The organism is Bradyrhizobium sp. 190 (assembly GCF_023073415.1).
Classification (GTDB): Bacteria; Pseudomonadota; Alphaproteobacteria; order Rhizobiales; family Xanthobacteraceae; genus Bradyrhizobium.
Genome location: NZ_JADPJL010000085.1, coordinates 114,744 through 138,527, shown reverse-complemented (window position 1 = coordinate 138,527; position 23,784 = coordinate 114,744). Strand labels below are relative to the sequence as shown.

Genomic DNA, 23,784 nt, shown 5'->3' with positions numbered 1-23,784 from the left:
ATAAATCTCGATCCGCTCTTCAAGGCTGAGCTGGCAATAACATTGTCCCATCGCAACAACACCATAGCAGGTGTTGCACTTGTTCTGTGAACCAAGGGGGTCGGAAGGTAATCCTCGCCGTCCTTTACAAACCAGCGTTGCAGCCGCTCGGCCGAGAGGCCATCTATCCTGCGAAAACGGGCGGCGCGCGCAAACGCAATGGCCTGGGCATCGATGTCGGTTCCAAAGATCGTCACCGCGGCATCGGCACGGTGCGCTCCGAGCGCCTCCTGCAGCAGGATGGCGATGGAATACACTTCTTCGCCGGTGGCGCAGCCGGCGACCCAGATCCGGATCGGATCATCCGGCTCTCTGCCGGCGAGGAGCGGCGGCAGGAAGTTCGCCCTAAGTGCTTCGAATGCATCTTCGTCACGGAAGAATTGCGTCACCCCGATCAGAAGTTCCCGGAACAGCGCGTCGCCTTCGGACGGTTCGCGCCGCAAATGCTCGGCATAAGCGGGCACGGCTTCGATCTGAAGCACCTGCATCCGCCGCTGGATACGACGGATCATGGTGTTCGACTTGTAGCCGCTGAAGTCGTGCTTGAGCCGCTTGCGCAGCACCGCGGTAATCGCGGCCAGATTTTCCTGGATATCCTCACGCGCGCCGTCGGTATCCTTTCGCTCCTCGACCTTGGCCAAATAGGCCTGATGTTCGAGAAGCTTGCCCGGCAGGTGGTCGACCGATGCGACGTGATCGACGAGTCCCGTAGCGGCCGCGCTACGCGGCATCCCCATCATCGCAGTTTCGTCGAAATCCGCCTGAGCAAGCGTGAAGCCGCCATATTCCTTGATCGCCTTGACGCCCAACGATCCGTCGCTGCCGACACCCGACAAAATGATGCCGACTGCACAGTCCTCCTGGCTCTCCGCGAGAGACGCAAAGAAAGTGTCGATCGGGCGGCGATATTCGCGCGCGGGCGCCGGCACGGAAACCCGCAGCATGTCGCCTTCCAACGTCAGCGTGGCATTGGGCGGGATCACATGAATCAGGTTAGCCGTGAGCGCTGCCCCGTCCTGCGCCTCCACGACATCCATCGCGGTGTGAGGTCGGAGCAGTTCCACGAGCATGCTCTTGTGACCGGGATCGAGATGCTGCACCAGCACAAAGGCCATGCCGGTGTCGACGGGCATGTGGTCGAAGAAGCTTCTGAAGGCGGCGAGCCCGCCCGCGGAAGCTCCGATGCCTACCACCAGCGAGGGCGGGCGCCTGCGGACCGAGCTTTTCGCGGTGCGCGCCCCCCTGTTCGACGTTTCGTCGTCCATCTCTCGTCGTCCACCCTCAATCATCGACTTTGACGGGGCGCAAGCGCCGCTCGGACACTAGACCCTTTGAAGCCGGATAAACAAGAAAGCCGAGAGGAACCGGTTCCCATTTCCCGTCACTCCGGGAGGCCTGCCTTTCGCATACCGTCCGCGACCGTCGCGAGATCTTGCGCGCGGTGGATCGGAAGCCAGTCCCTCAGATTGGAGATGCGCAACGAAGGGTCCAGCTTGCGCAGCCGAGCCGTGACTCTGCTCCCTTCCTCGGTCCGCCCGGCGATTGGTACTTGGCGGTCCCCGGCGTGACATCCACCGGACCCTTCAATCAGCACTTCGTGCGCGATATGGGGGTGATATTCCTGCTTCTCGGTGGCGCGTTTCTGGCCGGGGCGGCACTGGCCCGCTCACGCGTCCTGCTTTGGGCCGTCCCTTCGATCTGGCTACTCGGCCGCGCTTGTTCCACCTATGGGAGGTGGCGGTCGACATCGGCTCGCCCTCGGTTATTTCCCGCAATTTTCCGACTGTCACCTTGCGGGCGATCACCGGGCATTGCTTGCCTTCTGGCAATCCGTCAGTCGCGCGGCGGACGGAACGAAGCCGTCTAATAACCCGCCACGGCGAGCACGACGACGGCGCCGAGCGCTTTCCAGCCGAAGCCACGGCCGCGTGACCACCAGGCATTGGCGGCGGCGGCAAAGGCGTAGACCGCGACGATCGTCACGACGATCCAGTGCCGCGCGCTCTCCGACCCAAACGAGGGCGCGGCAATCAGCAGCACGCCGCCGCCGATCCAGGCCACCGTACCCGCCTGCCATACGAGGCGGATCAGGGTCCGCAGGCTCTCCGGCTGAATGGTCGCCCTGGCAAACACCTTGGTTTCCCCCAGCACACCGTGGATAAGCGCCACCGCTATTCCGGCGACGCCAGCGCATTGCAGAATGAGATCGCGCATCGGATTTCTCCATACACTACTGTATGGTTATGCGCCGCATTCTGGCGCTTGTCAATACAGTAGTGTATGGTGGCGGCATCACGGGACCGACCATGAACGATCAACTCTCGGCAAAGGACTGGCTCGATCAGGGCCTGAAGACACTGGCGAGCCGCGGCTTCACCGCATTGAAGGCGGAACCTTTGGCCAAGGCGATGGGGGTGTCGCGCGGCAGCTTCTACTGGCATTTCGCCGATATCGGCGCCTTCCATGCCGCGATCCTCGCGCGCTGGCACGAGGTTGCGGCCGAGCAGATCATCGCCAATGTCGAGGCCGCCTCGAACGACGAGAACCCGCTCGCGCTGCTGCTGCGCCGCGTGTTCGGCGAGCGCTTGACGCTGGAACGGGCGGTCCGCAGCTGGGCAAGCGTCGATCCCGCCGCCCGTGCCGCCGTGCAGGCGATCGACCGGCGGCGGCTGAGCTATGTGGAGGGCCTTCTGGCGCAGTCCGGATTATCGGCGGAAATTGCCCGCGCCCGCGCCCAAATTTTCTATTGGGCGTTTCTCGGCTTTGCGCTATCGGATCAGCCGCTGCCGAAGACGCGACAACAGGCCGTGGTCGACGAACTGGTGCGGATGTCAGCGTCATGACATCTCGCGATCCAGTATGGTAAGGACCACGCCTATCCGGAGACAGTAAATGAACGCCTCGTCCGAACGCCTCGACGGCACCGTCGATCCGAAGCTGCTGGAGATCCTGGTCTGTCCGGTGACCAAAGGCCCGCTCGAATTCGATTCGACCCGGCAGGAACTGATCTCGCGCTCGGCAAAACTCGCTTATCCGATCCGCGACGGCATCCCGATCATGCTGCCGGAAGAGGCGCGGAAGATCGATTGAGAGAAATCGCGTAGCCCGGATGGAGCGAAGCGAAATCCGGGAACGGTCTTGCAATTGAACCGAGACCAACCCGGATTGCGCTGCGCTCCATCCGGGCTACGAGAAACTACAACGCCTCGCCCTTCAGCAGCCGCGGTACTTCGCCTGACAAACCTGCGGCCTGGCGGATGAACAGGCCCTTCAGCGGCGGGGCGCGATCGACGAGGCCAAGCCCGATATCGCGCACGGTACGCAGCAGCGTCGATTCGTTCGAGAACAGGAAGTTCAGCGAATTGGTGGCGAGCCCCATCGCCATGGTGTCGAAGCGCCGCCAGCGCTGGTAGCGGTCGAGCACATCGGCCTGCCCGGGATCGATGCCGAGCCGGGCCGCATCGACCACGACTTCGGCCAGCGCCGCGACGTCCTTGAGGCCCATGTTGAGGCCCTGCCCCGCGATCGGATGAATGACGTGCGCGGCGTCGCCGACCAGCGCCAGCCGCTCGGCGACGAATGAGCGCGCGACGAAATAGCCGAGCGGAAACGCGCGCGGGTTGTCGAGCGCCTTGATCTCGCCGAGGTGCAGTCCGAAGCGCTTCTCGAGTTCATCGTGGAATTCGGCTTCGCCGAGCGCGGTGATGCGTGTGGCCTCGGCGCGATTCTCGGTCCACACCAGCGACGAGCGTTTGCCGGTCAGCGGCAGGATCGCGAACGGACCTGCGGGAAGAAAATGCTCTTCGGCGCGGCCATGATGATCCCGCTCGTGGCCGACGGTGACGACGATGCCGGATTGATCGTAATCCCAACCGTGAGTGACAATGCCCGCGCGCTCGCGCAGTTTTGAGCGCGCGCCGTCTGCGGCGACCAGCAGGCTTGCTTCGACGACATTGCCGTCGGCGAGCGTCACGGTGACGCCCTCAGAACGTGAATCGTAGGTCGAAACCGCCGTGGCCCGGAGATCGATGCCTTCAGCCTCGGCGCGGGCGACCAGCGCATCGATCAGCCGGCGGTTTTCGACCATGTGGGCGAAGGGCTCGCCGGGCTCGACTTCCCCTGCAAAGGTCAGGAACACCGGACGGGTGGCGTCCTCCAGTCTGGAATCTGTCACGACCATATCGAGGATCGGCTGGGAGTCCGATACCTGGTCCCAGACGCCGAGCGCCTCGAACAACCGCCGGCACGCGGCCACAATGGCGGTCGCCCGCGGATCGCGGCTTGGCCGCACCGCCAGGGCCGGATCGGTCACGATGACGGGAATGTCAGCGCCAAGGCCCTGACGGAGCGCCAGCGCCAGCGCCAGCCCGGCAAAGGAGCCGCCGCAGATGACAATGCTTCGCTGTGCCGCCATGCGATCCTTACCCGGGTTACTTCGTCAGACTACGCTTGCTACCTGATAATAGCTGGGCGAAACAGGGCCGAGAAACAAGGTACTTAACGCCCAGGGTTGCGATCATTTGCGGCCGGGATCGACCGAAAGCACACCATGTCCAAGGGCCTGATTGACCTGATTTCCATTCTCGATCTCGAGCAGCTCGAGGTGAACCTGTTCCGAGGCAACAGCCCGAAGACAAGCTGGCAGCGGGTGTTCGGCGGTCAGGTGATTGGGCAGGCCATGGTGGCGGCATGCCGCACCGTCGAGGGCCGCCTGCCGCATTCAATCCATTGCTATTTCATCCTGCCCGGCGATCCGCAGATCCCGATCATCTACCAGGTCGAACGCCTGCGCGACGGCAAGAGCTATTCGACCCGTCGCGTCACCGCGATCCAGCATGGCAACGCGATCTTCTCGATCATGGTGTCGTTCCATGCGGAAGAGGAAGGCGCGTTCAACCATCAGGAAAAGATGCCGGATGTCCCGCCGCCGGAAAAACTCACGGCGGAAGAAGTGTCGAAGCAGCCGATGTTCAAGGAGATGCCGGAATTCATCCGCCGCTATTATGAATCCGACCGGCCGATCGAGCTGCGCCCGGTCGAACTCGGCCGCTATTTCGGCCAGAAGATAGACGACGGCCGCATTCATGTCTGGATTCGCACTGCGGCCAAGCTGCCCGACGATCCGGCGCTGCATTTGTGCGCGCTGGCCTATGCGTCGGATTTCTCGCTGCTCGATGCGGTGATGGCGCGCTACGGCCGCACGCTGTTCGATAAGCGCATGATGCCGGCAAGCCTCGACCACGCGATGTGGTTTCACCGGCCGTTCCGCGCCGACGAATGGCTGCTCTACGCACAGGACTCGCCGAGCGCGCAAGACGGCCGCGGATTGACCCGCGGCCTGATCTTCAAGCCCGACGGCACGCTGGTGGCGTCGGTGGCCCAGGAAGGCTCGGTGCGCGAGCGCAGGTGAGCATTAGCCGTTGGCCGATGCGCCTCGCTCAGCCAGAACAGTCTGCGACGCCAGCCACTGCGACATCCATCGATACACCCACGGTATCGGGATGATGAAGATGCTGGCGAGAGCCGCCACGATTGCACGCCACAGAAACTCCAGGCCGCTGCCGATGAAGAGGACTTCGCGCCGCGTGCCCTGGATGTTCCGGCAAAACCAGCGCATCCAGGCAACGTAAACCCAGGCCCAGCCGATGATGGTGATGACGGAGATAGCCGCAAGAATGGTCCAGCCGAGGTAAGCCCAGATCGGGCCGGAGAAACTGAGCTCGAGTGGCTGCCCGCTGGACGCGAGATTCGCGATGAACCATTTGAGAAACAACCAGTACAGGGCCATCTGAACGAGGATCATCAGATTGCTGAGCAACTGGCTGCCGATCAGGCCAACGCCAATCATGAGAACGACGAAGCCAAAAAACCAGGGAACGATCGTCATCGCCTCGCCCTCGAAGCTGAGGTTCGGCCGTCCCGGCACGCGCACGCACGGGACGATCCACTTGATGTACCAGATCAGAACCCACGGTGCCGGTATGATGAAGATCAGACCGACCGCGAGCACCAGGGTACGCCACGTAAACTCCAGGATTCCGAAATCGATCGACAGCGGTCCGCCGCTATAAGCGGCGCCCATCGCCGGTGGGCCACCGGGGTGCGGAATGGACGGCGGGGCTGATCCGCCGGGAACCAGGCCGGGAATGTCTCCGGCTCGCTGCCAGCCCGACATCCCCTCGGTCCAGACCAGCGTGTCCGCCCCAACCATGCCCCGGGTAATGAGGTCGCGAAGCTGCGCCTCCGGATAGGGGCCCTGTTGCTGGCCGCTGGATGCATAAAACCACGATCGGTTCGACATTTTTGTCCCTTGAGCCGTGGAGAGGGGAAGCCAGCCGGACGGCTGGCGGTGAAACCGCATTTTGGCGGACGATCCTACCGCCTGTACAGTGATCGATGTCACCAGCCCGAAATGTTTTCCCCTTCTACCTGCAACTTTTTTGTGCCATTTGCCCAGAAAGATGCCAGATTTGCGTCGGCACCGAGCCGCTTGGCGGTCAGCGTGCCGAATGCTCAAAAAAGTATCCTGGGAAATGAAGGCCTGACCATGAAACTCGTCGTCGCGATCATCAAACCCTTCAAGCTTGACGAGGTGCGCCAGGCGCTGACGGCCATCGGCGTCCACGGCATGACGGTGACCGAGGTCAAGGGCTACGGCCGCCAGAAGGGCCACACCGAAATCTATCGCGGCGCCGAATACGTCGTGAACTTCCTGCCCAAGCTCCGAATCGAAATCGCGGTCGCGTCCGACGTCGCCGAGAAGGCGGTCGAGGTCATTACCGCGAACGCGCGTACCGGGCAGATCGGCGACGGCAAGATCTTCGTCACACCGATTGACCACGCCTTACGAATCCGCACCGGCGAGACCGATAGTGACGCGCTCTGAGGCATCACGAAAGTTCAAGACGCGGCGGCAACGACGCTGAACGCGAGAAGCCAAGAAACGACAACAGGCCGGGGGATTTCCATGGGGGCACTATCGTATCGTGCAGCAGCGAATGCTGCGCTCATCACTGTTGCGGCGGGCTCGCTCGCGACGCCGGCCCTGGCCGCCGAGACGTCCACCATCAACGCTGCCGATACCGCGTGGATGATCGTCGCCACCGCGCTGGTATTGATGATGACGATACCAGGTCTGGCGCTGTTCTATTCCGGCATGGTGCGCAAGAAGAACGTGCTTGCGACCATGGCGCAGAGCCTCTCCGCCGTTGCGATCATCTCGATCCTCTGGGTGGCGTTCGGCTATTCGCTGGCCTTCGTCGGCGACGGTCCGTGGATCGGAACGCTCGATCGCTGGTTCCTGATCGGCATGACGATGGAGAGCGTCCACCCGGCGGCGAAGACGATACCGGAAGCGCTTTTCATGCTGTACCAGATGACGTTTGCGATCATCACCGTGGCGCTGGTGGCGGGCGCGGTGGCGGACCGGATGCGGTTCTCGGCCTATCTGCTTTTTTGCGTCGGCTGGTTCACGTTCGTCTATGTACCGCTCGCGCACTGGGTATGGGGCGGCGGATTCCTCGCCACCTTGGGCGTGCTGGATTTCGCCGGCGGCCTCGTCGTGCATCTTTCCGCCGGCATCGGCGGACTGGTTGCGGCGACGGTGTTGGGCCGGCGTCAGGGCTACGGCAGCGAGAACCTCGCGCCATTCGACCTGTCGCTTGCCGTGATCGGCACCGGATTGTTGTGGGTCGGCTGGTTCGGCTTCAATGGCGGATCGGCGGTGGCCGCAAACTCGCGCGCGGTTATGGCGATCACCGCGACGCATCTGGCCGCCTGCGCCGGCGCGCTGACCTGGGCCGCGATTGAATGGGCGACACGGCGCAAGCCGTCGGTGCTCGGCATGATATCGGGCGCCATTGCGGGTCTTGGCACCATCACGCCGGCCTCCGGATTCGTTGCGCCGTGGCACGGCGTCGTCATCGGCGTCGTCGCGGGAACGCTCTGCTTCTGGGCCTGCACCTGGCTCAAGCAGCGCTTCAAGTATGACGACTCACTCGACGTGTTCGGCGTCCACGGCGTTGGCGGATTGACCGGCACATTGCTCGCCGGTGTTTTTGCGGTGAACGCGATCGGCGGCACCGCAGGTCTGATCGAGGGCAATCCGCAACAGGTCCTGATCCAGCTCTATGGCATCGGCGCCACGCTGGTGTGGTCCGGCGGCGTCACCTTTGTGCTGCTCAAGTTGGTGGGCGTGTTCGCGCCGCTGCGGGTGTCACAGCAGCAGGAACTGGAAGGCCTCGATATCTCGCAGCATGGCGAAGCGCTGCAATAGGCCGCCCACCCCGTTACCACTTTCTTGCACTGCCTCTGAGCAGGGACTTGGTCGCTGCTCAGCAGCCTGCCCACGATTTGAGCAAGCCTGACTACGCTTTGGGCGCGACGGAATGGCGCAGGAACGTGCAATTCCCGCAAAGGACGAAAAGGGCCGGATTCATAATCTGTTAGGGAGCGGTCCCGATCTGGCACGGCATTTGATTCTAAGGGTCCTGGCTGTGCCCGCGTAGTGAACATCTCCGCGTGGTGAATCTCAGTCGAGAACGCCCGGTCGGTCTGAACCGGGCCCAAGCGGGGATAGGACCCATGAAAATTGTTATGGCGATCATCAAGCCATTCAAGCTCGAAGAAGTCCGTGACGCCCTGACCGCCATTGGCGTTCACGGTCTCACGGTGACGGAAGTCAAAGGTTATGGCCGCCAGAAGGGTCACACGGAAATCTATCGCGGCGCCGAATACGCCGTGAGCTTCCTGCCCAAGATCAAGATCGAGGTCGCTGTTGCCTCGGACCAGGTCGACAAGACCATCGACGCCATCACATCAGCTGCCAAGACCGGCCAGATCGGCGACGGCAAGATCTTCGTCATCAACCTCGACCATGCGGTGCGCATCCGCACGGGTGAGGCGGATGCCGCGGCCCTCTGATTTCGCGCTCAAACCTTACCACTCAGGAGTAAAATCAAATGACGTTTAAACGTCCCTATAGCGCGGGACTGACGGCCCTCGCAGTCGGCCTGTTGGCCGCGACCGCGGCCTACGCTGAGCCGACCGTCAACAAGGGCGACAACGCCTGGATGCTGACGTCGACAGTGCTGGTGCTGTTGATGACCATCCCGGGCCTGGCGCTGTTCTATGGCGGTCTCGTCCGTTCCAAGAACATGCTCTCGGTCCTGATGCAGGTCTTCTACACCGTCTGCATCGTCGTCCTGCTCTGGGCGCTCTACGGCTACAGCCTCGCCTTCACCGGCGGTTCCGACTTCATCGGCGGCTTCTCCAAGGCCTTCCTGATGGGCGTGACGACCGATACGAAAGCGGCGACCTTCAGCGTCGACGCCAACATCACCGAGCTCATCTACATCTGCTTCCAGATGACCTTCGCGGCGATCACCCCCGCCCTCATCGTCGGCGCTTTCGCCGAGCGGATGAAGTTCGCGGCGGTTGCCTTGTTCGTCCCGCTCTGGGTGACGCTGATCTACCTCCCGATCGCGCATATGGTTTGGTACTGGCCCGGACCGGACCTGATCACGGATGCAGCCAAGGCGCTTGCCGCGGCGGCTGACGGTGCGGCGAAGACCGCGGCGCAGACCAAGCTCGAGGAGATCAACGCCGATGCCGGCTGGATCTTCAAGAAGGGTGCGATCGACTTCGCCGGCGGCACCGTGGTGCACATCAATGCCGGTATTGCCGGTCTCGTCGGCGCGCTGCTGATCGGCAAGCGCGTCGGCTACGGCAAGGAGCTGATGGCTCCGCACTCGCTGACCATGACCATGATCGGCGCTTCGCTGCTCTGGGTCGGCTGGTTCGGCTTCAACGCCGGATCGAACCTCGAAGCCTCCGGTGGCGCAGCACTCGCCATGACCAACTCCTTCGTTGCGACCGCAGCGGCGGCGATGGCCTGGATGTTCGCGGAATGGATCGTCAAGGGCCATCCTTCCGTGCTCGGCGCGTTGTCGGGCGCGGTGGCAGGCCTCGTGGCGGTCACGCCTGCGGCCGGTTATGCCGGTCCGATGGGTGCGATCGTGCTCGGTCTCGTGGTCGGCGTCGTCTGCCTGTTCTTCTGCACCGTGGTGAAGAACGCGATGGGCTATGACGACTCGCTCGATGTGTTCGGCGTCCACTGCGTCGGCGGCATCGTCGGCGCGCTCGGCACCGGCATCCTGGTGAATCCCGCCCTCGGCGGCACCGGCGTCATGGACTACGCCCTCGGCAAGATCGCCGAATACGACTTCGTGGGCCAGATGACCTCGCAGCTCTGGGGCGTCTGCACCACGCTGGTGTGGTCGGGCATCGGTTCGGCGATCCTCTTCAAGGTCGTCGACGTGATCGTCGGCCTGCGCGTCAACGTCGAAACCGAGCGTGAAGGCCTCGACGTCACCGAACACACGGAGCGCGCTTACAACATGTAAGTTCTCCCGGGGTGCGATCCCCAGGGGACAACGTAGTCGTTGCCCCGGGGTCGCATCCACAACTCCGGTTCGGGCACATACCCGGCAATGCCCTGACCGTTGAGGGGCTCCAGCGCAAGTTGGAGCCCCTTTCTTTTTTCTTGAAGCCGCAAGCGAATACCAGAACGCACGTTGAGCACGCCGGCTCCAGTCATCCGAACTTGGCGCTGAGTTTCGGAAACAGCGTGTCGAGATCGTCCTCTTGCCACTCGGCGCCTGCGGGCTGATCCGGCATGCTCCGTTGCGGTCGATGGCCGGCAACCGCCTCGACGCCGTCGGTGACGGCATATTGATAGCCCTCGTAGAACCAATCCGATTCGCTGAAATCCTCGTCGGCGAGCGCATCGGGATCCGTCAGGGCACGCTCGAATGCCTGACGCCCTCGGGAAATCAACGAGGAGCAAAAATCGCCGAAGGTATCGTCGCTGCATCCACCGTTGATGACATAAGCCGCGCCCCACAGCGGGAAGCTATAGGCCTTGTCCATCATGGCGTCGAAGAGTTGGGCGAATTCAATCGCATCGGCCTTCGAGAGCGACGAGATTTGTTGTCGCAGCGCGTCGCATTTTCGATCCATGTCACCGCTGGAAGTATCGTTCGCGGCCTGAACGATTTTCCAGAAACCCGTTTCGTCCATCACATGCTCCTGCCAGCGGCATTACGATCCACGCCGCAGCCTAGTTCGGCGGTAGCGGAATCGATGTCAAAACCAAAGTCAGGGCTAAAAAAGGATTGCCAAACCCGCGCTGCGGCGGCGGAATAGGGTAACAGAACCGGGAGGACGTCATGAAACTCGAAGGCGGATGCTATTGCGGCAAGGTGCGCTACGAGGCCGATGGCGAACCGATGATGAAAGCGCAGTGCCACTGCCGCGAATGCCAGTATATCTCGGGCGGCGGGCCGAACATGTTCGTGGCGATGCCGGTCGATGGCTTCAAATACACCGCGAGCCAGCCAAAGCAGTTCACCCGCAGCGACCTCGAGCGCGCCGTGACGCGCGAGTTCTGCCCGGAATGCGGAACCCATATGGTGACCAAGGTGCCCGGATTGCCTGCTGTGGTGCTGAAGGTTGGAACCTTCGACGACCCCACCCTTTTCGACCCGCAGATGGCGATCTACACGGTCGACAAGCAGGCCTTCCACCATGTGCCCGACGGCATGCCGGCGTTTGAGCGGCTGCCGCAACGATAGTTGGGTATTATGCGCTTGCCTCCGGCGCGATGAGCGTCACAGCCGGAAAGTAGGTCCGATAGCGCCGCGTATCACGCGTCAGAAGCGGAAGCTGTTCGACCGCTGCATGAGCGCCTATGAAAAAATCCGGCAGCACGCTGCTGCGGGCGCCACCTGCGTTACGGTACTGAACGGAAGCCTTGCCCGCGAGGAACAGCGCCATCCTCGGTATCGGCACAACGGTAATGCCAGCATCCGACAAAGCTTTTTCAAAATCCTCGATCTTTGGAAAGCGGATCGACGTTTCTGCAAAGATGACGTCATTAATCAGAAGTGGACCTTGGAGAGCTGCGTCTTCCAGTTGCGCAAGAGACCACTCCCACCAGCCCGGAGTCTGCGTGAAAATGTCCAACAGCACGTTCGAATCCACCAGCGTCACGGGCTAATCCCCGCGCGTGATGGCCATGATTTCGTCCGTGGAAGGACCCGGGCCGGCGATACCGAGCAGCTTGGCAAAGCGGCTGGGCTGCCTTGTCCCATCGGCTTTTTCGATCACGATGCTGCCGTCGGCGGCGCGCCGGAACTCGACCTGGCTTCCCGGGGTGATCCCGAGATGCTCGCGCACGGGCTTCGGAATCGTCACCTGGCCTTTACTCGTAACTGTCGTTGCCATGGCAAACTCTCAGGCGCTGGTAATACCGACCTACGATATGGTAATACCTCGCAAATTGTCCAGCGCGACCGATGGTTAATCGCGTCTTAACCTCGCCGTATCTATGGTGGTTTGATGTGTTCCGGTCGTCGGGTAGGTCCTTCGACTGCTTTTGAAAGTGCTGGCGTTTCAGACATGGCAATGACCGCCTCTTCCGGCGTAGCGCAGGGCGCTGGCAGTGCAACCCCTGCCAGTCAGGCCGAGCGCTCGCCGTTTTTGCGCACGACCGAGCTGCTGGCACCCTACCAACCGGCCAAGCCGCTGATTACGCTGTCATTAGGCGAACCTCAGCACCCGGTGCCGGATTTTGTCGGACCGGTTCTGGCGAAACACATTGCCGATTTCGGCCGCTATCCCCTCGCCAGGGGCATTGAGCCGTTCCGGCGGGCGGCAGCGAACTGGCTGTCGACCCGGTTCCAACTGCCGCGGCCGATCGATCCCGAGAGCGAAATCCTGGTGCTGAACGGCAGCCGCGAGGGGCTGGTTTTCGCGGCGATCGCCGCCGCCCGTTATGTTGGCCCGCGCAAGGGCCGGCCCGCGATCCTGATGCCCAACCCGTTTTATCCGGCCTATGGCGCTGGCGCCCGCGCCGCCGGTTGCGAACTGATCTACCTGCCGACTACGCTCGCCAACGGATTTTTGCCTGATCTCGATGCGCTCGATGAGGCGACGCTGGCCAGAACCGTGGCTATGTTCATTGCCTCGCCCGCCAATCCGCAAGGCGCGGTCGCCTCGCGCGACTACTTCATCCGCTTGAAGAAACTCGCCGACCGCCATGGCTTCATGATCCTGAGCGACGAGTGTTATTCGGAAATCTACACCAGGCAGGCGCCGGGCAGCGCGCTCGAATGCGCCGGGCCCGACTTCACCAACGTCGTTGCGTTCCAGTCGCTGTCGAAACGCTCGAACCTGCCCGGCATGCGCGTCGGCTTTGCCGCCGGCGACCGAAAGTTTCTCTCAGCCTTTCACGAATTGCGCAATGTCGCGGCACCTCAGGTGCCGGTACCGCTGCAGCACGTCGCGGTCGCCGCCTATAGCGACGAAATGCACGTCGAAGAAAACCGCAGGCTTTACCGCATCAAGTTCGACCTCGCCGACCAGATTCTCGGCAGCCGCTACGGCTATGTGCGACCCGCCGGCGGCTTCTGCGTCTGGCTTGACGTCTCCGAGCGCGGCGGCGACGAGGCAACGGCGGTCAAACTCTATCGGGATGCGGGCGTCCGCGTGATCCCCGGCAGCTATCTGTCGCGGCCGCAGAACGATGGCTTCAATCCCGGCGCTGGCTATATCCGGCTCGCGCTGGTCTCCGACAGTGAATCAACAGCCGAGGCATTGCACCGGCTGGTCGAAATTCTGGATTAATCGCAGGGCCCCATGAGCATGCCAGCGATCGAACGTGTCATTCCCCTGGTCGGCCATCTGCCGGTCTCAATCCGCGACGCCCTCGCACGGCGCCTGCGCGAGCTTGCAGGCCTCAGCCTGATCGCGTTGTCAGGCGTGGCGGCGGCAGCGTTGATGACGTGGTCGGTACAGGACCCGAGCCTGAGCCACGCGACATCGCGTCCGATCCGCAACGTTCTCGGCTACCCCGGCGCGATCGGCGCCGATCTCCTGATGCAGATTCTCGGCCTCGGCGCGATCATGCTGATCCTCCCCGTCGCGGTGTGGGGCTGGCGCATGCTGACCCATCGCACCTTCGACCGGGAGGCGCTGCGCCTTGGATGCTGGATTCTGTGCACGGTGATCGCGGCAGGCTTTGCAAGCTGCTGGCCGCATGGCGGCGCGTGGGCGCTGCCGACCGGCCTTGGCGGCGTCGTCGGCGACGCGCTGGTGCGGGCGCCGGCCGTGGTGTTTGGTCCGGCCGGCTTCACCTATCGCCTCGTGCTCGGCATCATCCTGTTCGCGGCGATGTGCGCGGCCTTCCTGTTTGCCAGCGGCTGGGGCTCTCGCCCGAGGGATGAAGCGCTGACACCGATCGAGGACGATGACACGCCCTTCGAGGAAGAAGGGGATCGCAGTTCGGTCTCGCTCGGATGGGTGTATCACGCGCTGATGAGCGCGAAGGCGCGGCTCGCTTGGCTGATGAGCGCGGCCTATCGATCGCTGGTGTCGAGTTCGCCGCCACCTCGTAAAGCCTCGTTCGAACGTCAGGAACCAAGCCTCAGCGGTGGCCGCGCCGCGCCGGCACTGGCCCCGCAGGACGAGGAATTCGAGGACGAGGAAGAAGAGGAAGACGAGGACGAGGAAGTCCCGGCCGCCCGCGCTCCGCGCAAGAAGCCTGCAGCGCGTGCGGCGGCGCGTAAATCCGAAAAATTCGAACTGCCTTCGGTCTCGGTGCTGACGGCGCCCAAGGCGTCGGACCGGCAGCCGCTCAGCAAGGCCGAGCTGGAGGCCAATTCGCGGGCGCTGGAAGGCGTGCTCGGCGATTTCGGCGTCCGGGGCGAGATCGTCAAGGCCAATCCCGGCCCGGTCGTGACACTCTACGAACTCGAACCGGCGCCCGGCATCAAATCCTCGCGCGTGATCGGCCTTGCCGACGATATCGCCCGCTCGATGAGTGCGCTCTCGGCTCGCGTCGCCGTGGTCGCCGGCCGCAACGCCATCGGCATCGAACTGCCGAATGTGCATCGCGAAAAGGTTTACTTGCGCGAATTGCTGACTGCGAAGGACGAGTCGCACGCGAAGCTGCCGCTCTGCCTCGGCAAGAACATCGGCGGCGAATCGATCATCATCGATCTCGCGCGCACGCCGCATATGCTGATCGCCGGCACCACCGGTTCCGGCAAATCGGTCGCCATCAACACCATGATCCTCAGCCTGGTCTACCGCTTGCGGCCGGATCAGTGCCGCCTGATCATGGTCGATCCAAAAATGCTCGAACTCTCCGTCTATGACGGCATCCCGCATCTGCTGACGCCGGTCGTGACCGATCCGAAGAAGGCCGTGGTGGCGCTGAAATGGGCCGTGCGCGAGATGGAAGAGCGCTACAAGAAAATGGCCAAGCTCGGTGTGCGCAATATCGACGGCTACAACCAGCGCCTCGTCGAAGCCAAGGGCAAAGGCGAAGATCTGACGCGCACGGTGCACACCGGCTTCGATAAGGAAACCGGCAAGGCGATCTACGAGGAAGAAAAGCTCGACCTCGATCCGCTGCCCTATATCGTCATCATCGTCGACGAAATGGCCGACCTGATGATGGTGGCCGGCAAGGATATCGAAGGCGCGGTGCAGCGGCTGGCGCAAATGGCGCGCGCCGCCGGCCTGCACGTGATCCTCGCCACGCAGCGTCCGTCGGTCGACGTCATCACCGGCACCATCAAGGCGAACTTCCCGACCCGTATCTCGTTTCAGGTCACCTCGAAAATCGACAGCCGCACGATCCTCGGTGAAATGGGCGCCGAGCAGCTGCTCGGGCAGGGCGACATGCTCTATATGGCGGGCGGCGGACGCATCAGCCGCGTGCACGGCCCGTTCGTCTCCGACGAGGAAGTCGAAAAGGTCGTGCGTCATCTCAAGACGCAGGGTCAGCCGGAATATCTGGAAGCGGTCACCGCGGAAGAACCGACCGACGAAGACGGCGCGGTCTTCGATTCTACCGGTATGGGCGGCGATGGCGGCGGCGACCTGTTCTCGCAGGCGGTTGCGATCGTCAAGCGCGACCGCAAGGCCTCGACTTCCTACATTCAGCGCCGGCTGCAAATCGGCTATAACCGTGCCGCGTCGTTGATGGAGCGGATGGAACTCGAAGGCATCGTCGGGCAGGCAAATCACGCCGGCAAGCGCGAAATTCTGGTCGCGGAGGAAGAGGGCGGATTCTAGGTGCCGGCGCCAAATGCGGATTCGGCGCAACTATTTTCACGGAAAAACGATATCTCCTTTGGTCGAAAGCACGATAAAATAGCCGGCAGCGGGATGCCTCGTCGAATAGAGATCTGAAATACCTGATGACACAACAACCCACCCATCGCGGGCTCCGCTCCGGACTGGCCCTTTTGATCGCCACATCCATCGCGGGCTTCGCGACGCCGGCTCTCTCGCAGACCGTGCCGGTTCCGAAGCCCGCGCCCAAGGCGCGCGAGGGCGGCGTGCAGATGAGTGCGCAGGACAACAAGGGGCCGATGACTACCGGCGCCACCCAAACGCCGCCGAACCCGGTGATTCCCAACCCGAACCGCAATGTCCCGGCCAATGTTTTTGCAACCTTCGACGCCAACCAGAAGGCGCAGGCTGCCCGGGTCAGTTCCTATCTGTCCTCGCTGCAGACGCTGGTTGGAAATTTCGTCCAGGTCGGCCCCGACGGCAGCAAGACCAAGGGCGATTTCTACATCCAGAAGCCGGGCAAGGTGCGCTTCGAATACGATGCGCCCAGCCCGATCGCGATCATCGCCGACGGCTCGTCGCTGGCGGTCCGCGATACGAAGCTTGCGACCCAGGACATCTATCCGCTATCGCAGACGCCGCTGCGCTTCCTGCTGTCGGACCGGATCGATCTGCTGAAGGACACCAATGTCGTCAGCGTCACGGCCGATGACGTCTACATCAGCGTCACCATCGAGGAGAAGCAGGCCCTGATCGGCACCAGTCGGCTGATGCTCATGGTCGGCGTCAAGGACGGCCAGCTCAAGCAATGGACAGTGACCGACCCGCAGGGCTACGACACCACGGTTGCGGTCTACAATCTGGACTCGACCAAGAAGGTCGATCCCGGCCTCTTCAAGATCGACTTCACCAACTACATCACTCCGGCGAACTGAACGGTGCGCCTTCTCCATTCTTCCCGTAGGGTGGGCAAAGCCAACGGGTCGCGCGAATGCGCGCCCGATGACAGGCTCTGCGTGCCCACCAACAGTGTCGCGGTTCGATAGATGGTCGGCACGGCGCAGACGCGCCTTTGCCTACCCTACGAAATTCCACCTGTGGACAAGCAGGGCGACGTCATCGCGAACCGTGGTAGTACACGGTCCTCATGCGCTTTTCCCTGACAACTTGGAATATCAACTCGGTGCGCCTGCGCATCGACATCGTCGCCAAATTCCTCAAATCGGCGCGGCCGGACGTGCTGTGCCTGCAGGAAACCAAATGCATCGACGACGCTTTCCCGCTGAAGCGCTTCAAGCGTCTCGGCTATGAGCACGTCGCACTGAACGGACAGAAGGGCTATCACGGCGTCGCCATCGTCTCGAAACTACCGTTCGAGGCCACCGATATCAGAACCTTCTGCGACAAGATCGATTCGCGTCACATCTCGGTGGCGTTCGGCGAAAAGGCGCAGCTTGCGAAGCCGCTGGTGCTGCACAATTTCTACGTTCCGGCCGGCGGCGACATTCCCGATCCCGCCCTCAATCCAAAGTTCGATCACAAGCTGAAATTTCTCGACGAGATGAAGGCGTGCGAACCGCTGCATCCGCGCGGCGACGACCGGCATATCCTGGTCGGCGACCTCAACGTCGCTCCCCATGAGAACGACGTGTGGTCGCACAAGCAGCTTTTGAAGGTCGTCTCGCACACGCCGATCGAATGCGAGAAGCTCCTGGCCGCGCAGGCCCACGGCGAATGGTTCGACGTCGCGCGCGAGCGGATTCCGCTTTCGGAAAAGGTCTATACGTGGTGGAGCTACCGTGCCGCCGACTGGACGGTGGGCGACCGTGGCCGGCGGCTCGACCACATCTGGGTCTCGCGCGCGCTGAAAGACGGTGTCACCGATTTCAAGATCACCCGCGATGCCCGAAGCTGGGAGCGCCCGTCCGACCACGTGCCGGTGACGGTGACGCTGGACGTGTAGCTGCTTCGTCGTCCCTGCGAACGCAGAGACCCATAGCCACCGTCGCCAATTGTTGACGGAATGTCGGCGACCATCCTGCCTGGACAACAACAGTCGCGGCGTATGGGTCCCGGATCGCGCCGCTCCGCTCGCTTGTCCGGGACGACGGATAGCGAGATTCAAATACTCAGCTTGGCGCCGGCCATCAGAATATCGCTGGCGAGCTGGCTGGTGCGGGTGGCGAGTTCGTCGCGCAGTCGGCGCGCGGCGCCGGGATCACTTTCGAGTACGCGTTGAAACAGGCTGCGCGCCACTCGGATGACCGAGGAATGATCAAGCGCGACCGCGCTGGACGGCCGCTTCATCGCAACGATCAGCGCCAGTTCGCCGATCAGGGCACCGGGGCCCGCAACGACTTCGGCGCCGCCGTCCTCGACGCGGATCGCGCCGCGTTGAACGATATAGCCGGCATCCGCTTCGTCGCCGGCATTGAACAGATAATCGCCGGGCGAGAAATCGCGCTGCTCCGAGCCGATCGCCAGCATGCGCAAAGCCGTCGTTCCCAACAGACGCAGTGTCGGGACCCGCTCGAGCAGGGCTACATCATCTTCGATCGACATGGACCTGTGACCAGGATGCGCCAAAATTACGAATCGTGGCTACGAATCGTATCACGGCACCAGCTTGTAGCCACCGGCTTCCGTCACCAGGATTTCCGGGTTGGCCGCATCTTTCTCGATCTTCTGCCGCAGACGATAGATATGGGTTTCCAGCGTGTGCGTGGTGACGCCCGAATTGTAGCCCCAGACTTCCTGCAGCAGCGTCTCGCGCGACACCGGCAACTGGCCGGCGCGATACAGGAAGCGCAGGATCGCGGTTTCCTTCTCGGTCAGCCGCACTTTTCTGGCATTGGCGGCGGTCAGCATCTTGGAGCCGGGCCGGAAGCTGTAGGGACCGACCGAAAACACCGCGTCCTCGCTGGCCTCGTGCTGGCGGAGCTGTGCCCTGATCCGGGCGAGCAGAACGGCGAACCGGAACGGTTTTGCGACGTAATCATTGGCGCCCGATTCGAGCCCCAAAATGGTGTCCGAATCGGTGTCGTGGCCAGTCAGCATGATGATCGGCGCCTTGAAGCCGCCCTTGCGGAGGCTGCGCACGACTTCCCTTCCGTCGGTATCCGGCAAGCCGACATCCATCAGCACCAGATCGGGGGAATTGGCTTTGGCGGCGCTGGCGCCCTTGGCCCCGGTATCGACAGCGGAAGCTTCGAACTCCTCGTGCAACGATAGTTGCTCGACCAGCGTGTCGCGCAGATCGGTGTCGTCATCCACGATCAGGATCTTGCGGGCATTGGGCATAGGATACGATCCTCTTGAGGGCAGGCGGCGGACACAAGTGGAAGCGTCTCAAGCCGGGTCTTGGTCGGTGACAACCTGATTCGCAGGCAAACTTCGCGAGCAAGCCGGGTCATCAGAGTACTGACTCGCATTGAGGTAGGAAATTGTTACAGATTCTCAAGCCGAACCGCAGTCTATCCCAAATTTGAGGCGCGTTTGGACGAATGTCCTGTAATGGCGTCCATAGGACAATCGTGGCCGGGCAGGCAATCCCAGGATTCGGGCATTGGAATGGAAAGCAACACTATTTCAATCACTTATAAGACAGCTGCGCGTGATCGGCCGCTGACGGCAATTCGGGTCCAGAGGGCTGCCGGCGACCCGCGCCGGGGCTGGCTGACTGCGGACGGCTGGACCGTGCCGGTGGCACTTGGTCGCGGCGGCATCCTCGCCAACAAACGGGAGGGCGACGGCGGCACCCCGAGGGGCACGTACCGTCCGCTGCAATTGTGGTGGCGTGCCGACCGCCACGCTCGACCGCGGACCTATCTGCCGGTCCGGCCGATCCGGCCCGAAGACGCCTGGTGCGAGGACCCGCAGGACCGCCATTACAATCAGCCGATCCGTCTGGTCCGCGACCAGCCCGGCGACCGGCTGACGCGCGAGGACCACCTCTACGATTTCATCGTCGAAATCGATCACAACGCCGGCCCGCGGGTAGCCGGCCGCGGCAGTGCTGTGTTCCTGCATCTGGCGCGGTCCAATTTCTCGCCGACCGCGGGATGCGTTTCGATGACGAAATCCGCCATGCTGCGGCTGTTGCGGCGAATGGGCCCGCAGACGAAAATCATGATCGGCTGATGAGGATGAAAACAATGCTCGACAAGAACGCGATAGCAGCCGCGTCAAAGACGCTGCACGACCACTGGCGCGCCGGCACCAAATTCTCCGGCCTCGACGATAGACTGCGGCCGCGCGACCGCATCGAGGCCTATGCGATCCAGGCTGGAATCGAAAAATATTCGTCTGAAAGTCTGTTCGGCTGGAAGATCGCGGCCACCAGCGAGGCCGGACAAAAGCACATCAACGTCGACGGCCCGATGGCCGGGCGCATCCTGGCCGAGACCGTGATATCGGATGGCGGAACGGCTCCGATGGCGGGCAACGAAATGCGCGTCGCTGAGCCGGAATTCGCCTTTCGCATGCGCGTGGATCTGCCGGCGCGCACCACGCCCTATACAGTGCAGCAGGTCGTCGACGCGGTCGACACGCTGCATCCGGCCATCGAGATTCCGGATTCGCGGTTTGCCGACTTCGTCAGCGCCGGCGCCGCGCAGATCATTGCCGACAACGCCTGCGCGCATCTGTTCGTGCTGGGACCGCCGACGAGCGTGGACTGGCGCTCGCTCGATCTTGTCGAGGAACGGCCTGTCATCACGATGCGCGGCCAGCAATTCACTGGTCACGGCAAGAATGTGCTCGGCGACCCCAGAATTGCACTGACCTGGCTCGCCAACGAACTGCGCCAGCTTGGCGTGACGTTGAAGGCCGGCCGTGTCGTCACGACCGGCACCTGCCACGCGCCGCTGCCGATTCAATCGGGTGATTTTTGCGCCGTTGATTTCGGCGCGCTCGGAAAGGTGTCGGTGGGGTTTAAGTAGGCGCGTCACACCCGGTGTCGTCCCTGCGTTCGCAGGGACGACGAAGTTACCGCGTCCCGAAAATCGCCGAGCCCACGCGCACATGGGTGGCGCCGAGCTGGATCGCTACTGCGAAGTCGGCACTCATGCCCATCGACAGATTTTTCAACCCGTTGCGCGCGGCGATCTTCGCCGTCAACGCAAAATGCGGCGCCGGCGCCTCGTCGACCGGCGGGATGCACATCAAGCCGGAAATGACGAGACCGTATTTGTCGCGGCAGCTCGCGATAAAGGCGTCGGCCTCATCAGGCGCGATGCCGGCCTTCTGCGGTTCCTCACCGGTGTTTATTTGAACGAACAATTCCGGCCGTTTGTTCTGCGAATTGATTTCCTTGGCTAACGCTTCGCAAATGCTGGGCCGGTCGACCGAATGGATGGCATCGAACAGCGCCACGGCCTCCTTCGCCTTGTTGGATTGCAGCGGCCCTATCAGATGCAATGCAATCCCGGGATGAGCTGCAACCAGCGCCGGCCATTTCGCCTTGGCCTCCTGCACGCGATTTTCGCCGAACACGCGCTGTCCGGCATCGATAACAGGCGAAATTGCTGTCGCTTCAAACGTCTTCGACACCGCGATCAGCGTCACCGATGCGCGCTCGCGGCGCGCTTCCTTGCACGCGCGCGCGATGTCCTGCTCCACCTGAGCCAGACCGTTTGGTAAAGACTTGGTTAGCGGCGTCGCCATCTCTCTCGCGTCATGTCCTATTCTTGGTCGATCCTGGCCGCAAATTTTACGGCATTTCCTCGAATTTTACCAAGTTCGGGAAAGGCTTTTTGAAACCTTCGCTCTACCTTGCGGAGCGGGGGGCAAGGATGTCTGGCGTTACTTTCAACCGCAATCGGGTCAAACTCAAGAAGCTTCTGGGAATCCGGGCGCGGCTTGCGATGCTGGCCCTGATGCTGGTGGCGCCCTTGATGCTGGAGCGCGTCCGCTCGCTCGAAGACACGCGCGCCAAACAGATCGCGATGGCGTCAGAAGAATACGCCAACATCACCCACCACAGCGCCGAGACCCAGCGCGAGGTGATCTCCTCCGTCGAGACGATGCTGAAATCGGCCGCCTATATCCGCGCCTCCAGCGGTATCGGGCGCAGTTGCGAAATCCTGCGCGCCAGCCTGCCCGCCAACCTGCCCTGGATCCGCAGCATCATGCTCGTGAGCAAGGAAGGCGTGGTGCAGTGTTCCACGCTGAACATTCAGGTCGGCCTCAACATCGGCGATCGCGACTACTTCAAGAAGGCGCAGGAAGCCCGCGATTTCGTTTTCAGCGACTATCTCTTCGGCAAAACCAACAACCGTCCGATCATGATGGCGGCCTACCCGGTCTCCGCGATCAATCCGGAAGAAGATTCGGTTGCCGTCGCCGGCATCAATCTCGACTGGCTGTCGAAGATCATGGCCAACCTCGGCGGACGCCCGGGCATTTCATCTGTTTTGATCGACAGCACCGGCGTCGTGCTGGCGGCACCACCGGACCAGGCCAGCATGCTCGGCCAACCCCTCGACAACGTACCGCTGCTGTCGGCCATCACCTACAAGGCGCTCAGCTCCAACTCCGAGACGGGCTCGATTTCCTTTGCCGCCACCGACGGCTCCAAGCGCACCATCAGCTTCGCGCGCATCCCCGGGACGCAATCGCGCCTGATCGTCAGCATCGACGAGGACAAGGTGACGGCCGCGATCAATCGCGATATCCGCACCGCCTATCTGCAACTCGGATTCGTTTGCCTATTCGTGCTGCTCGGCGCGCTGATCGGGGCAGAGAAGCTCATCATCAACCCGATCGAAGTCATGACCGGCATGGCCAAGCGGTTCGGCGAAGGCGACTCGTCGGCCCGCGTCTCGCGCAGCCGCCTGCCTGCGGAATTCATGCCGCTGGCCCGCGCCTTCAATGCGATGGCGGCCCAACTCAGCCAGCGCGAACGCGAGCTGGTCGCCACCAACGACCGGCTCACCGTGATGGCCTCGATTGACATGCTGTCGGGCCTCGCCAACCGCCGCGGCTTCCAGAGCCGGCTCGATTTCGAATGGCTGAAGGCGCAGCAATATGACAGCGAGCTGTCGCTGTTGATGATCGATGTCGACCACTTCAAGCTCTACAACGACACCTATGGCCACCCCGAGGGCGACGCCTGCCTCACCCGGATCGGTGAAGCGCTGGCCGGCATCGCCGCCGACACGATGGGTTTTGCCGGCCGTTATGGCGGCGAGGAATTCTGCCTGTTGCTGCCGAACACGAGCCCCCAGAGAGCGCTGGAGATCGGCGAAACCGTACGCGCGACCGTCCAGGGCCTCGGCCTGCCGCACATCACCTCCAGCTACTGCACCGTCACCGTCAGCGTCGGCGTGGCGGCAACGCTGCCAAGCGACACACAAACCCCCGGCGACCTGATCGAGGCGGCGGACGCCGCCCTCTACGCCGCCAAACACCGCGGCCGCAACACCGTGGTCGAGCACGGCTTTGCCAAGCTGGTGGACGAAGCCGGGATGGCGATGGCGGGGTGAGCGCCACCACCCTCGCCCGCCGACCAAATGGCTGTTCCCAATGCCCCAACCCGTTGACCCCGCAGCCGCTTTTGTGGCCTAGTCCGCCGTCCTCTGGACGGGACCCGAATCCACAAAA

25 protein-coding genes and 1 pseudogene are annotated in these 23,784 nt (G+C 62.7%); 15 read left to right on the top strand and 11 right to left on the bottom strand.

Going from position 1 to position 23,784, the window contains the following annotated elements; genetic code table 11:
• The 3 genes and pseudogenes from IVB22_RS41095 to IVB22_RS41085 all read right to left on the bottom strand — a co-directional run.
• A partial coding sequence (locus tag IVB22_RS41095) for a chemotaxis protein CheB (protein WP_276576939.1) occupies window positions 1-1,304 on the bottom strand: 1,304 nt, incomplete at its 3' end.
• Window positions 1,305-1,420: 116 nt separating this feature from the next.
• Window positions 1,421-1,582 (bottom strand): annotated as a pseudogene (locus tag IVB22_RS41090) (CadC-family transcriptional regulator); the annotation flags it as partial.
• 320 nt (window positions 1,583-1,902) lie between these two features.
• Entirely contained in the window at window positions 1,903-2,253 is a 351-nt protein-coding gene (locus IVB22_RS41085) for a hypothetical protein (protein WP_247522825.1), read from the bottom strand.
• Window positions 2,254-2,345: 92 nt separating this feature from the next.
• On the opposite strand from IVB22_RS41085, the gene IVB22_RS41080 reads away from it, so the two are divergent.
• Both IVB22_RS41080 and IVB22_RS41075 read left to right on the top strand, forming a co-directional pair.
• Window positions 2,346-2,882, top strand: coding sequence for a TetR/AcrR family transcriptional regulator (locus tag IVB22_RS41080; RefSeq protein WP_247522824.1), 537 nt, complete (start codon window positions 2,346-2,348; stop codon window positions 2,880-2,882).
• 49 nt (window positions 2,883-2,931) lie between these two features.
• Complete coding sequence (locus IVB22_RS41075; protein ID WP_247522823.1) at window positions 2,932-3,129, top strand: Trm112 family protein; 198 nt, start codon at window positions 2,932-2,934, stop codon at window positions 3,127-3,129.
• A 106-nt stretch (window positions 3,130-3,235) separates the two neighbouring features.
• On the opposite strand, the gene IVB22_RS41070 is transcribed toward IVB22_RS41075, so the two are convergent.
• Entirely contained in the window at window positions 3,236-4,453 is a 1,218-nt protein-coding gene (locus IVB22_RS41070; protein WP_247522822.1) for a ubiquinone biosynthesis hydroxylase, read from the bottom strand.
• Between the two features lie 135 nt (window positions 4,454-4,588).
• Here IVB22_RS41070 and tesB point away from each other — a divergent pair, with 135 nt between their 5' ends.
• On the top strand, window positions 4,589-5,449 hold the full coding sequence (gene tesB, locus IVB22_RS41065; protein WP_247522821.1) for an acyl-CoA thioesterase II: 861 nt from the start codon (window positions 4,589-4,591) through the stop codon (window positions 5,447-5,449).
• A gap of 3 nt (window positions 5,450-5,452) precedes the next feature.
• Here tesB and IVB22_RS41060 read toward each other — a convergent pair whose 3' ends face one another.
• Window positions 5,453-6,340, bottom strand: a complete 888-nt coding sequence (locus IVB22_RS41060; protein WP_247522820.1) for a DUF4339 domain-containing protein — start codon at window positions 6,338-6,340, stop codon at window positions 5,453-5,455.
• Between the two features lie 246 nt (window positions 6,341-6,586).
• Between IVB22_RS41060 and IVB22_RS41055 the strand changes: the two genes are divergently transcribed.
• From IVB22_RS41055 to IVB22_RS41040, 4 genes are all read left to right on the top strand, one after another.
• Window positions 6,587-6,925, top strand: a complete 339-nt coding sequence (locus IVB22_RS41055) for a P-II family nitrogen regulator (protein ID WP_108520132.1) — start codon at window positions 6,587-6,589, stop codon at window positions 6,923-6,925.
• 81 nt (window positions 6,926-7,006) lie between these two features.
• Entirely contained in the window at window positions 7,007-8,314 is a 1,308-nt protein-coding gene (locus tag IVB22_RS41050) for an ammonium transporter (RefSeq protein WP_247522819.1), read from the top strand.
• 308 nt (window positions 8,315-8,622) lie between these two features.
• On the top strand, window positions 8,623-8,961 hold the full coding sequence (locus IVB22_RS41045; protein ID WP_008142813.1) for a P-II family nitrogen regulator: 339 nt from the start codon (window positions 8,623-8,625) through the stop codon (window positions 8,959-8,961).
• Window positions 8,962-8,999: 38 nt separating this feature from the next.
• The gene (locus IVB22_RS41040; RefSeq protein WP_247522818.1) at window positions 9,000-10,442 is read left to right on the top strand and encodes an ammonium transporter; all 1,443 of its coding nucleotides are present in this window, start codon (window positions 9,000-9,002) and stop codon (window positions 10,440-10,442) included.
• Between the two features lie 190 nt (window positions 10,443-10,632).
• Here the strand turns inward: IVB22_RS41040 and IVB22_RS41035 are convergent, their stop codons facing one another.
• On the bottom strand, window positions 10,633-11,118 hold the full coding sequence (locus IVB22_RS41035) for a DUF4240 domain-containing protein (protein WP_247522817.1): 486 nt from the start codon (window positions 11,116-11,118) through the stop codon (window positions 10,633-10,635).
• Window positions 11,119-11,267: 149 nt separating this feature from the next.
• Here IVB22_RS41035 and IVB22_RS41030 point away from each other — a divergent pair, with 149 nt between their 5' ends.
• Window positions 11,268-11,672: a GFA family protein gene (locus IVB22_RS41030; RefSeq protein WP_247522816.1), complete on the top strand. Its 405-nt coding sequence runs from the start codon at window positions 11,268-11,270 to the stop codon at window positions 11,670-11,672.
• A gap of 7 nt (window positions 11,673-11,679) precedes the next feature.
• On the opposite strand, the gene IVB22_RS41025 is transcribed toward IVB22_RS41030, so the two are convergent.
• The gene (locus IVB22_RS41025; RefSeq protein ID WP_247522815.1) at window positions 11,680-12,090 is read right to left on the bottom strand and encodes a type II toxin-antitoxin system VapC family toxin; all 411 of its coding nucleotides are present in this window, start codon (window positions 12,088-12,090) and stop codon (window positions 11,680-11,682) included.
• A 3-nt stretch (window positions 12,091-12,093) separates the two neighbouring features.
• A complete protein-coding gene (locus IVB22_RS41020; protein WP_247522814.1) occupies window positions 12,094-12,324 on the bottom strand; it encodes an AbrB/MazE/SpoVT family DNA-binding domain-containing protein in 231 nt (76 codons plus the stop codon).
• 174 nt (window positions 12,325-12,498) lie between these two features.
• On the opposite strand from IVB22_RS41020, the gene IVB22_RS41015 reads away from it, so the two are divergent.
• The 4 genes from IVB22_RS41015 (at window position 12,499) to IVB22_RS41000 (ending at window position 18,145) form a co-directional block, all read left to right on the top strand.
• Window positions 12,499-13,725 carry an aminotransferase class I/II-fold pyridoxal phosphate-dependent enzyme gene (locus IVB22_RS41015; RefSeq protein WP_247522813.1) on the top strand — a complete coding sequence of 409 codons (1,227 nt, stop codon included), beginning with the start codon at window positions 12,499-12,501 and terminating at the stop codon, window positions 13,723-13,725.
• A 12-nt stretch (window positions 13,726-13,737) separates the two neighbouring features.
• On the top strand, window positions 13,738-16,182 hold the full coding sequence (locus tag IVB22_RS41010; RefSeq protein ID WP_247522812.1) for a DNA translocase FtsK: 2,445 nt from the start codon (window positions 13,738-13,740) through the stop codon (window positions 16,180-16,182).
• Between the two features lie 125 nt (window positions 16,183-16,307).
• Window positions 16,308-17,117 carry an outer membrane lipoprotein carrier protein LolA gene (locus IVB22_RS41005; protein ID WP_247522811.1) on the top strand — a complete coding sequence of 270 codons (810 nt, stop codon included), beginning with the start codon at window positions 16,308-16,310 and terminating at the stop codon, window positions 17,115-17,117.
• Between the two features lie 212 nt (window positions 17,118-17,329).
• On the top strand, window positions 17,330-18,145 hold the full coding sequence (locus IVB22_RS41000) for an exodeoxyribonuclease III (RefSeq protein WP_247522810.1): 816 nt from the start codon (window positions 17,330-17,332) through the stop codon (window positions 18,143-18,145).
• Between the two features lie 158 nt (window positions 18,146-18,303).
• On the opposite strand, the gene IVB22_RS40995 is transcribed toward IVB22_RS41000, so the two are convergent.
• The gene (locus IVB22_RS40995; RefSeq protein ID WP_247522809.1) at window positions 18,304-18,744 is read right to left on the bottom strand and encodes a cyclic nucleotide-binding domain-containing protein; all 441 of its coding nucleotides are present in this window, start codon (window positions 18,742-18,744) and stop codon (window positions 18,304-18,306) included.
• A gap of 51 nt (window positions 18,745-18,795) precedes the next feature.
• Window positions 18,796-19,482, bottom strand: a complete 687-nt coding sequence (locus IVB22_RS40990; RefSeq protein WP_028348340.1) for a response regulator transcription factor — start codon at window positions 19,480-19,482, stop codon at window positions 18,796-18,798.
• A gap of 270 nt (window positions 19,483-19,752) precedes the next feature.
• Here IVB22_RS40990 and IVB22_RS40985 point away from each other — a divergent pair, with 270 nt between their 5' ends.
• Together IVB22_RS40985 and IVB22_RS40980 are read left to right on the top strand one after the other, a co-directional pair.
• A complete protein-coding gene (locus IVB22_RS40985; protein ID WP_247522808.1) occupies window positions 19,753-20,322 on the top strand; it encodes a L,D-transpeptidase in 570 nt (189 codons plus the stop codon).
• A gap of 14 nt (window positions 20,323-20,336) precedes the next feature.
• A complete protein-coding gene (locus IVB22_RS40980) occupies window positions 20,337-21,122 on the top strand; it encodes a 2-keto-4-pentenoate hydratase (protein ID WP_247522833.1) in 786 nt (261 codons plus the stop codon).
• A gap of 46 nt (window positions 21,123-21,168) precedes the next feature.
• On the opposite strand, the gene IVB22_RS40975 is transcribed toward IVB22_RS40980, so the two are convergent.
• The gene (locus tag IVB22_RS40975; protein ID WP_247522807.1) at window positions 21,169-21,846 is read right to left on the bottom strand and encodes a YggS family pyridoxal phosphate-dependent enzyme; all 678 of its coding nucleotides are present in this window, start codon (window positions 21,844-21,846) and stop codon (window positions 21,169-21,171) included.
• Between the two features lie 128 nt (window positions 21,847-21,974).
• On the opposite strand from IVB22_RS40975, the gene IVB22_RS40970 reads away from it, so the two are divergent.
• Entirely contained in the window at window positions 21,975-23,666 is a 1,692-nt protein-coding gene (locus IVB22_RS40970; RefSeq protein ID WP_247522806.1) for a diguanylate cyclase domain-containing protein, read from the top strand.
• The last annotated feature ends 118 nt before the right edge of the window (window positions 23,667-23,784 follow it).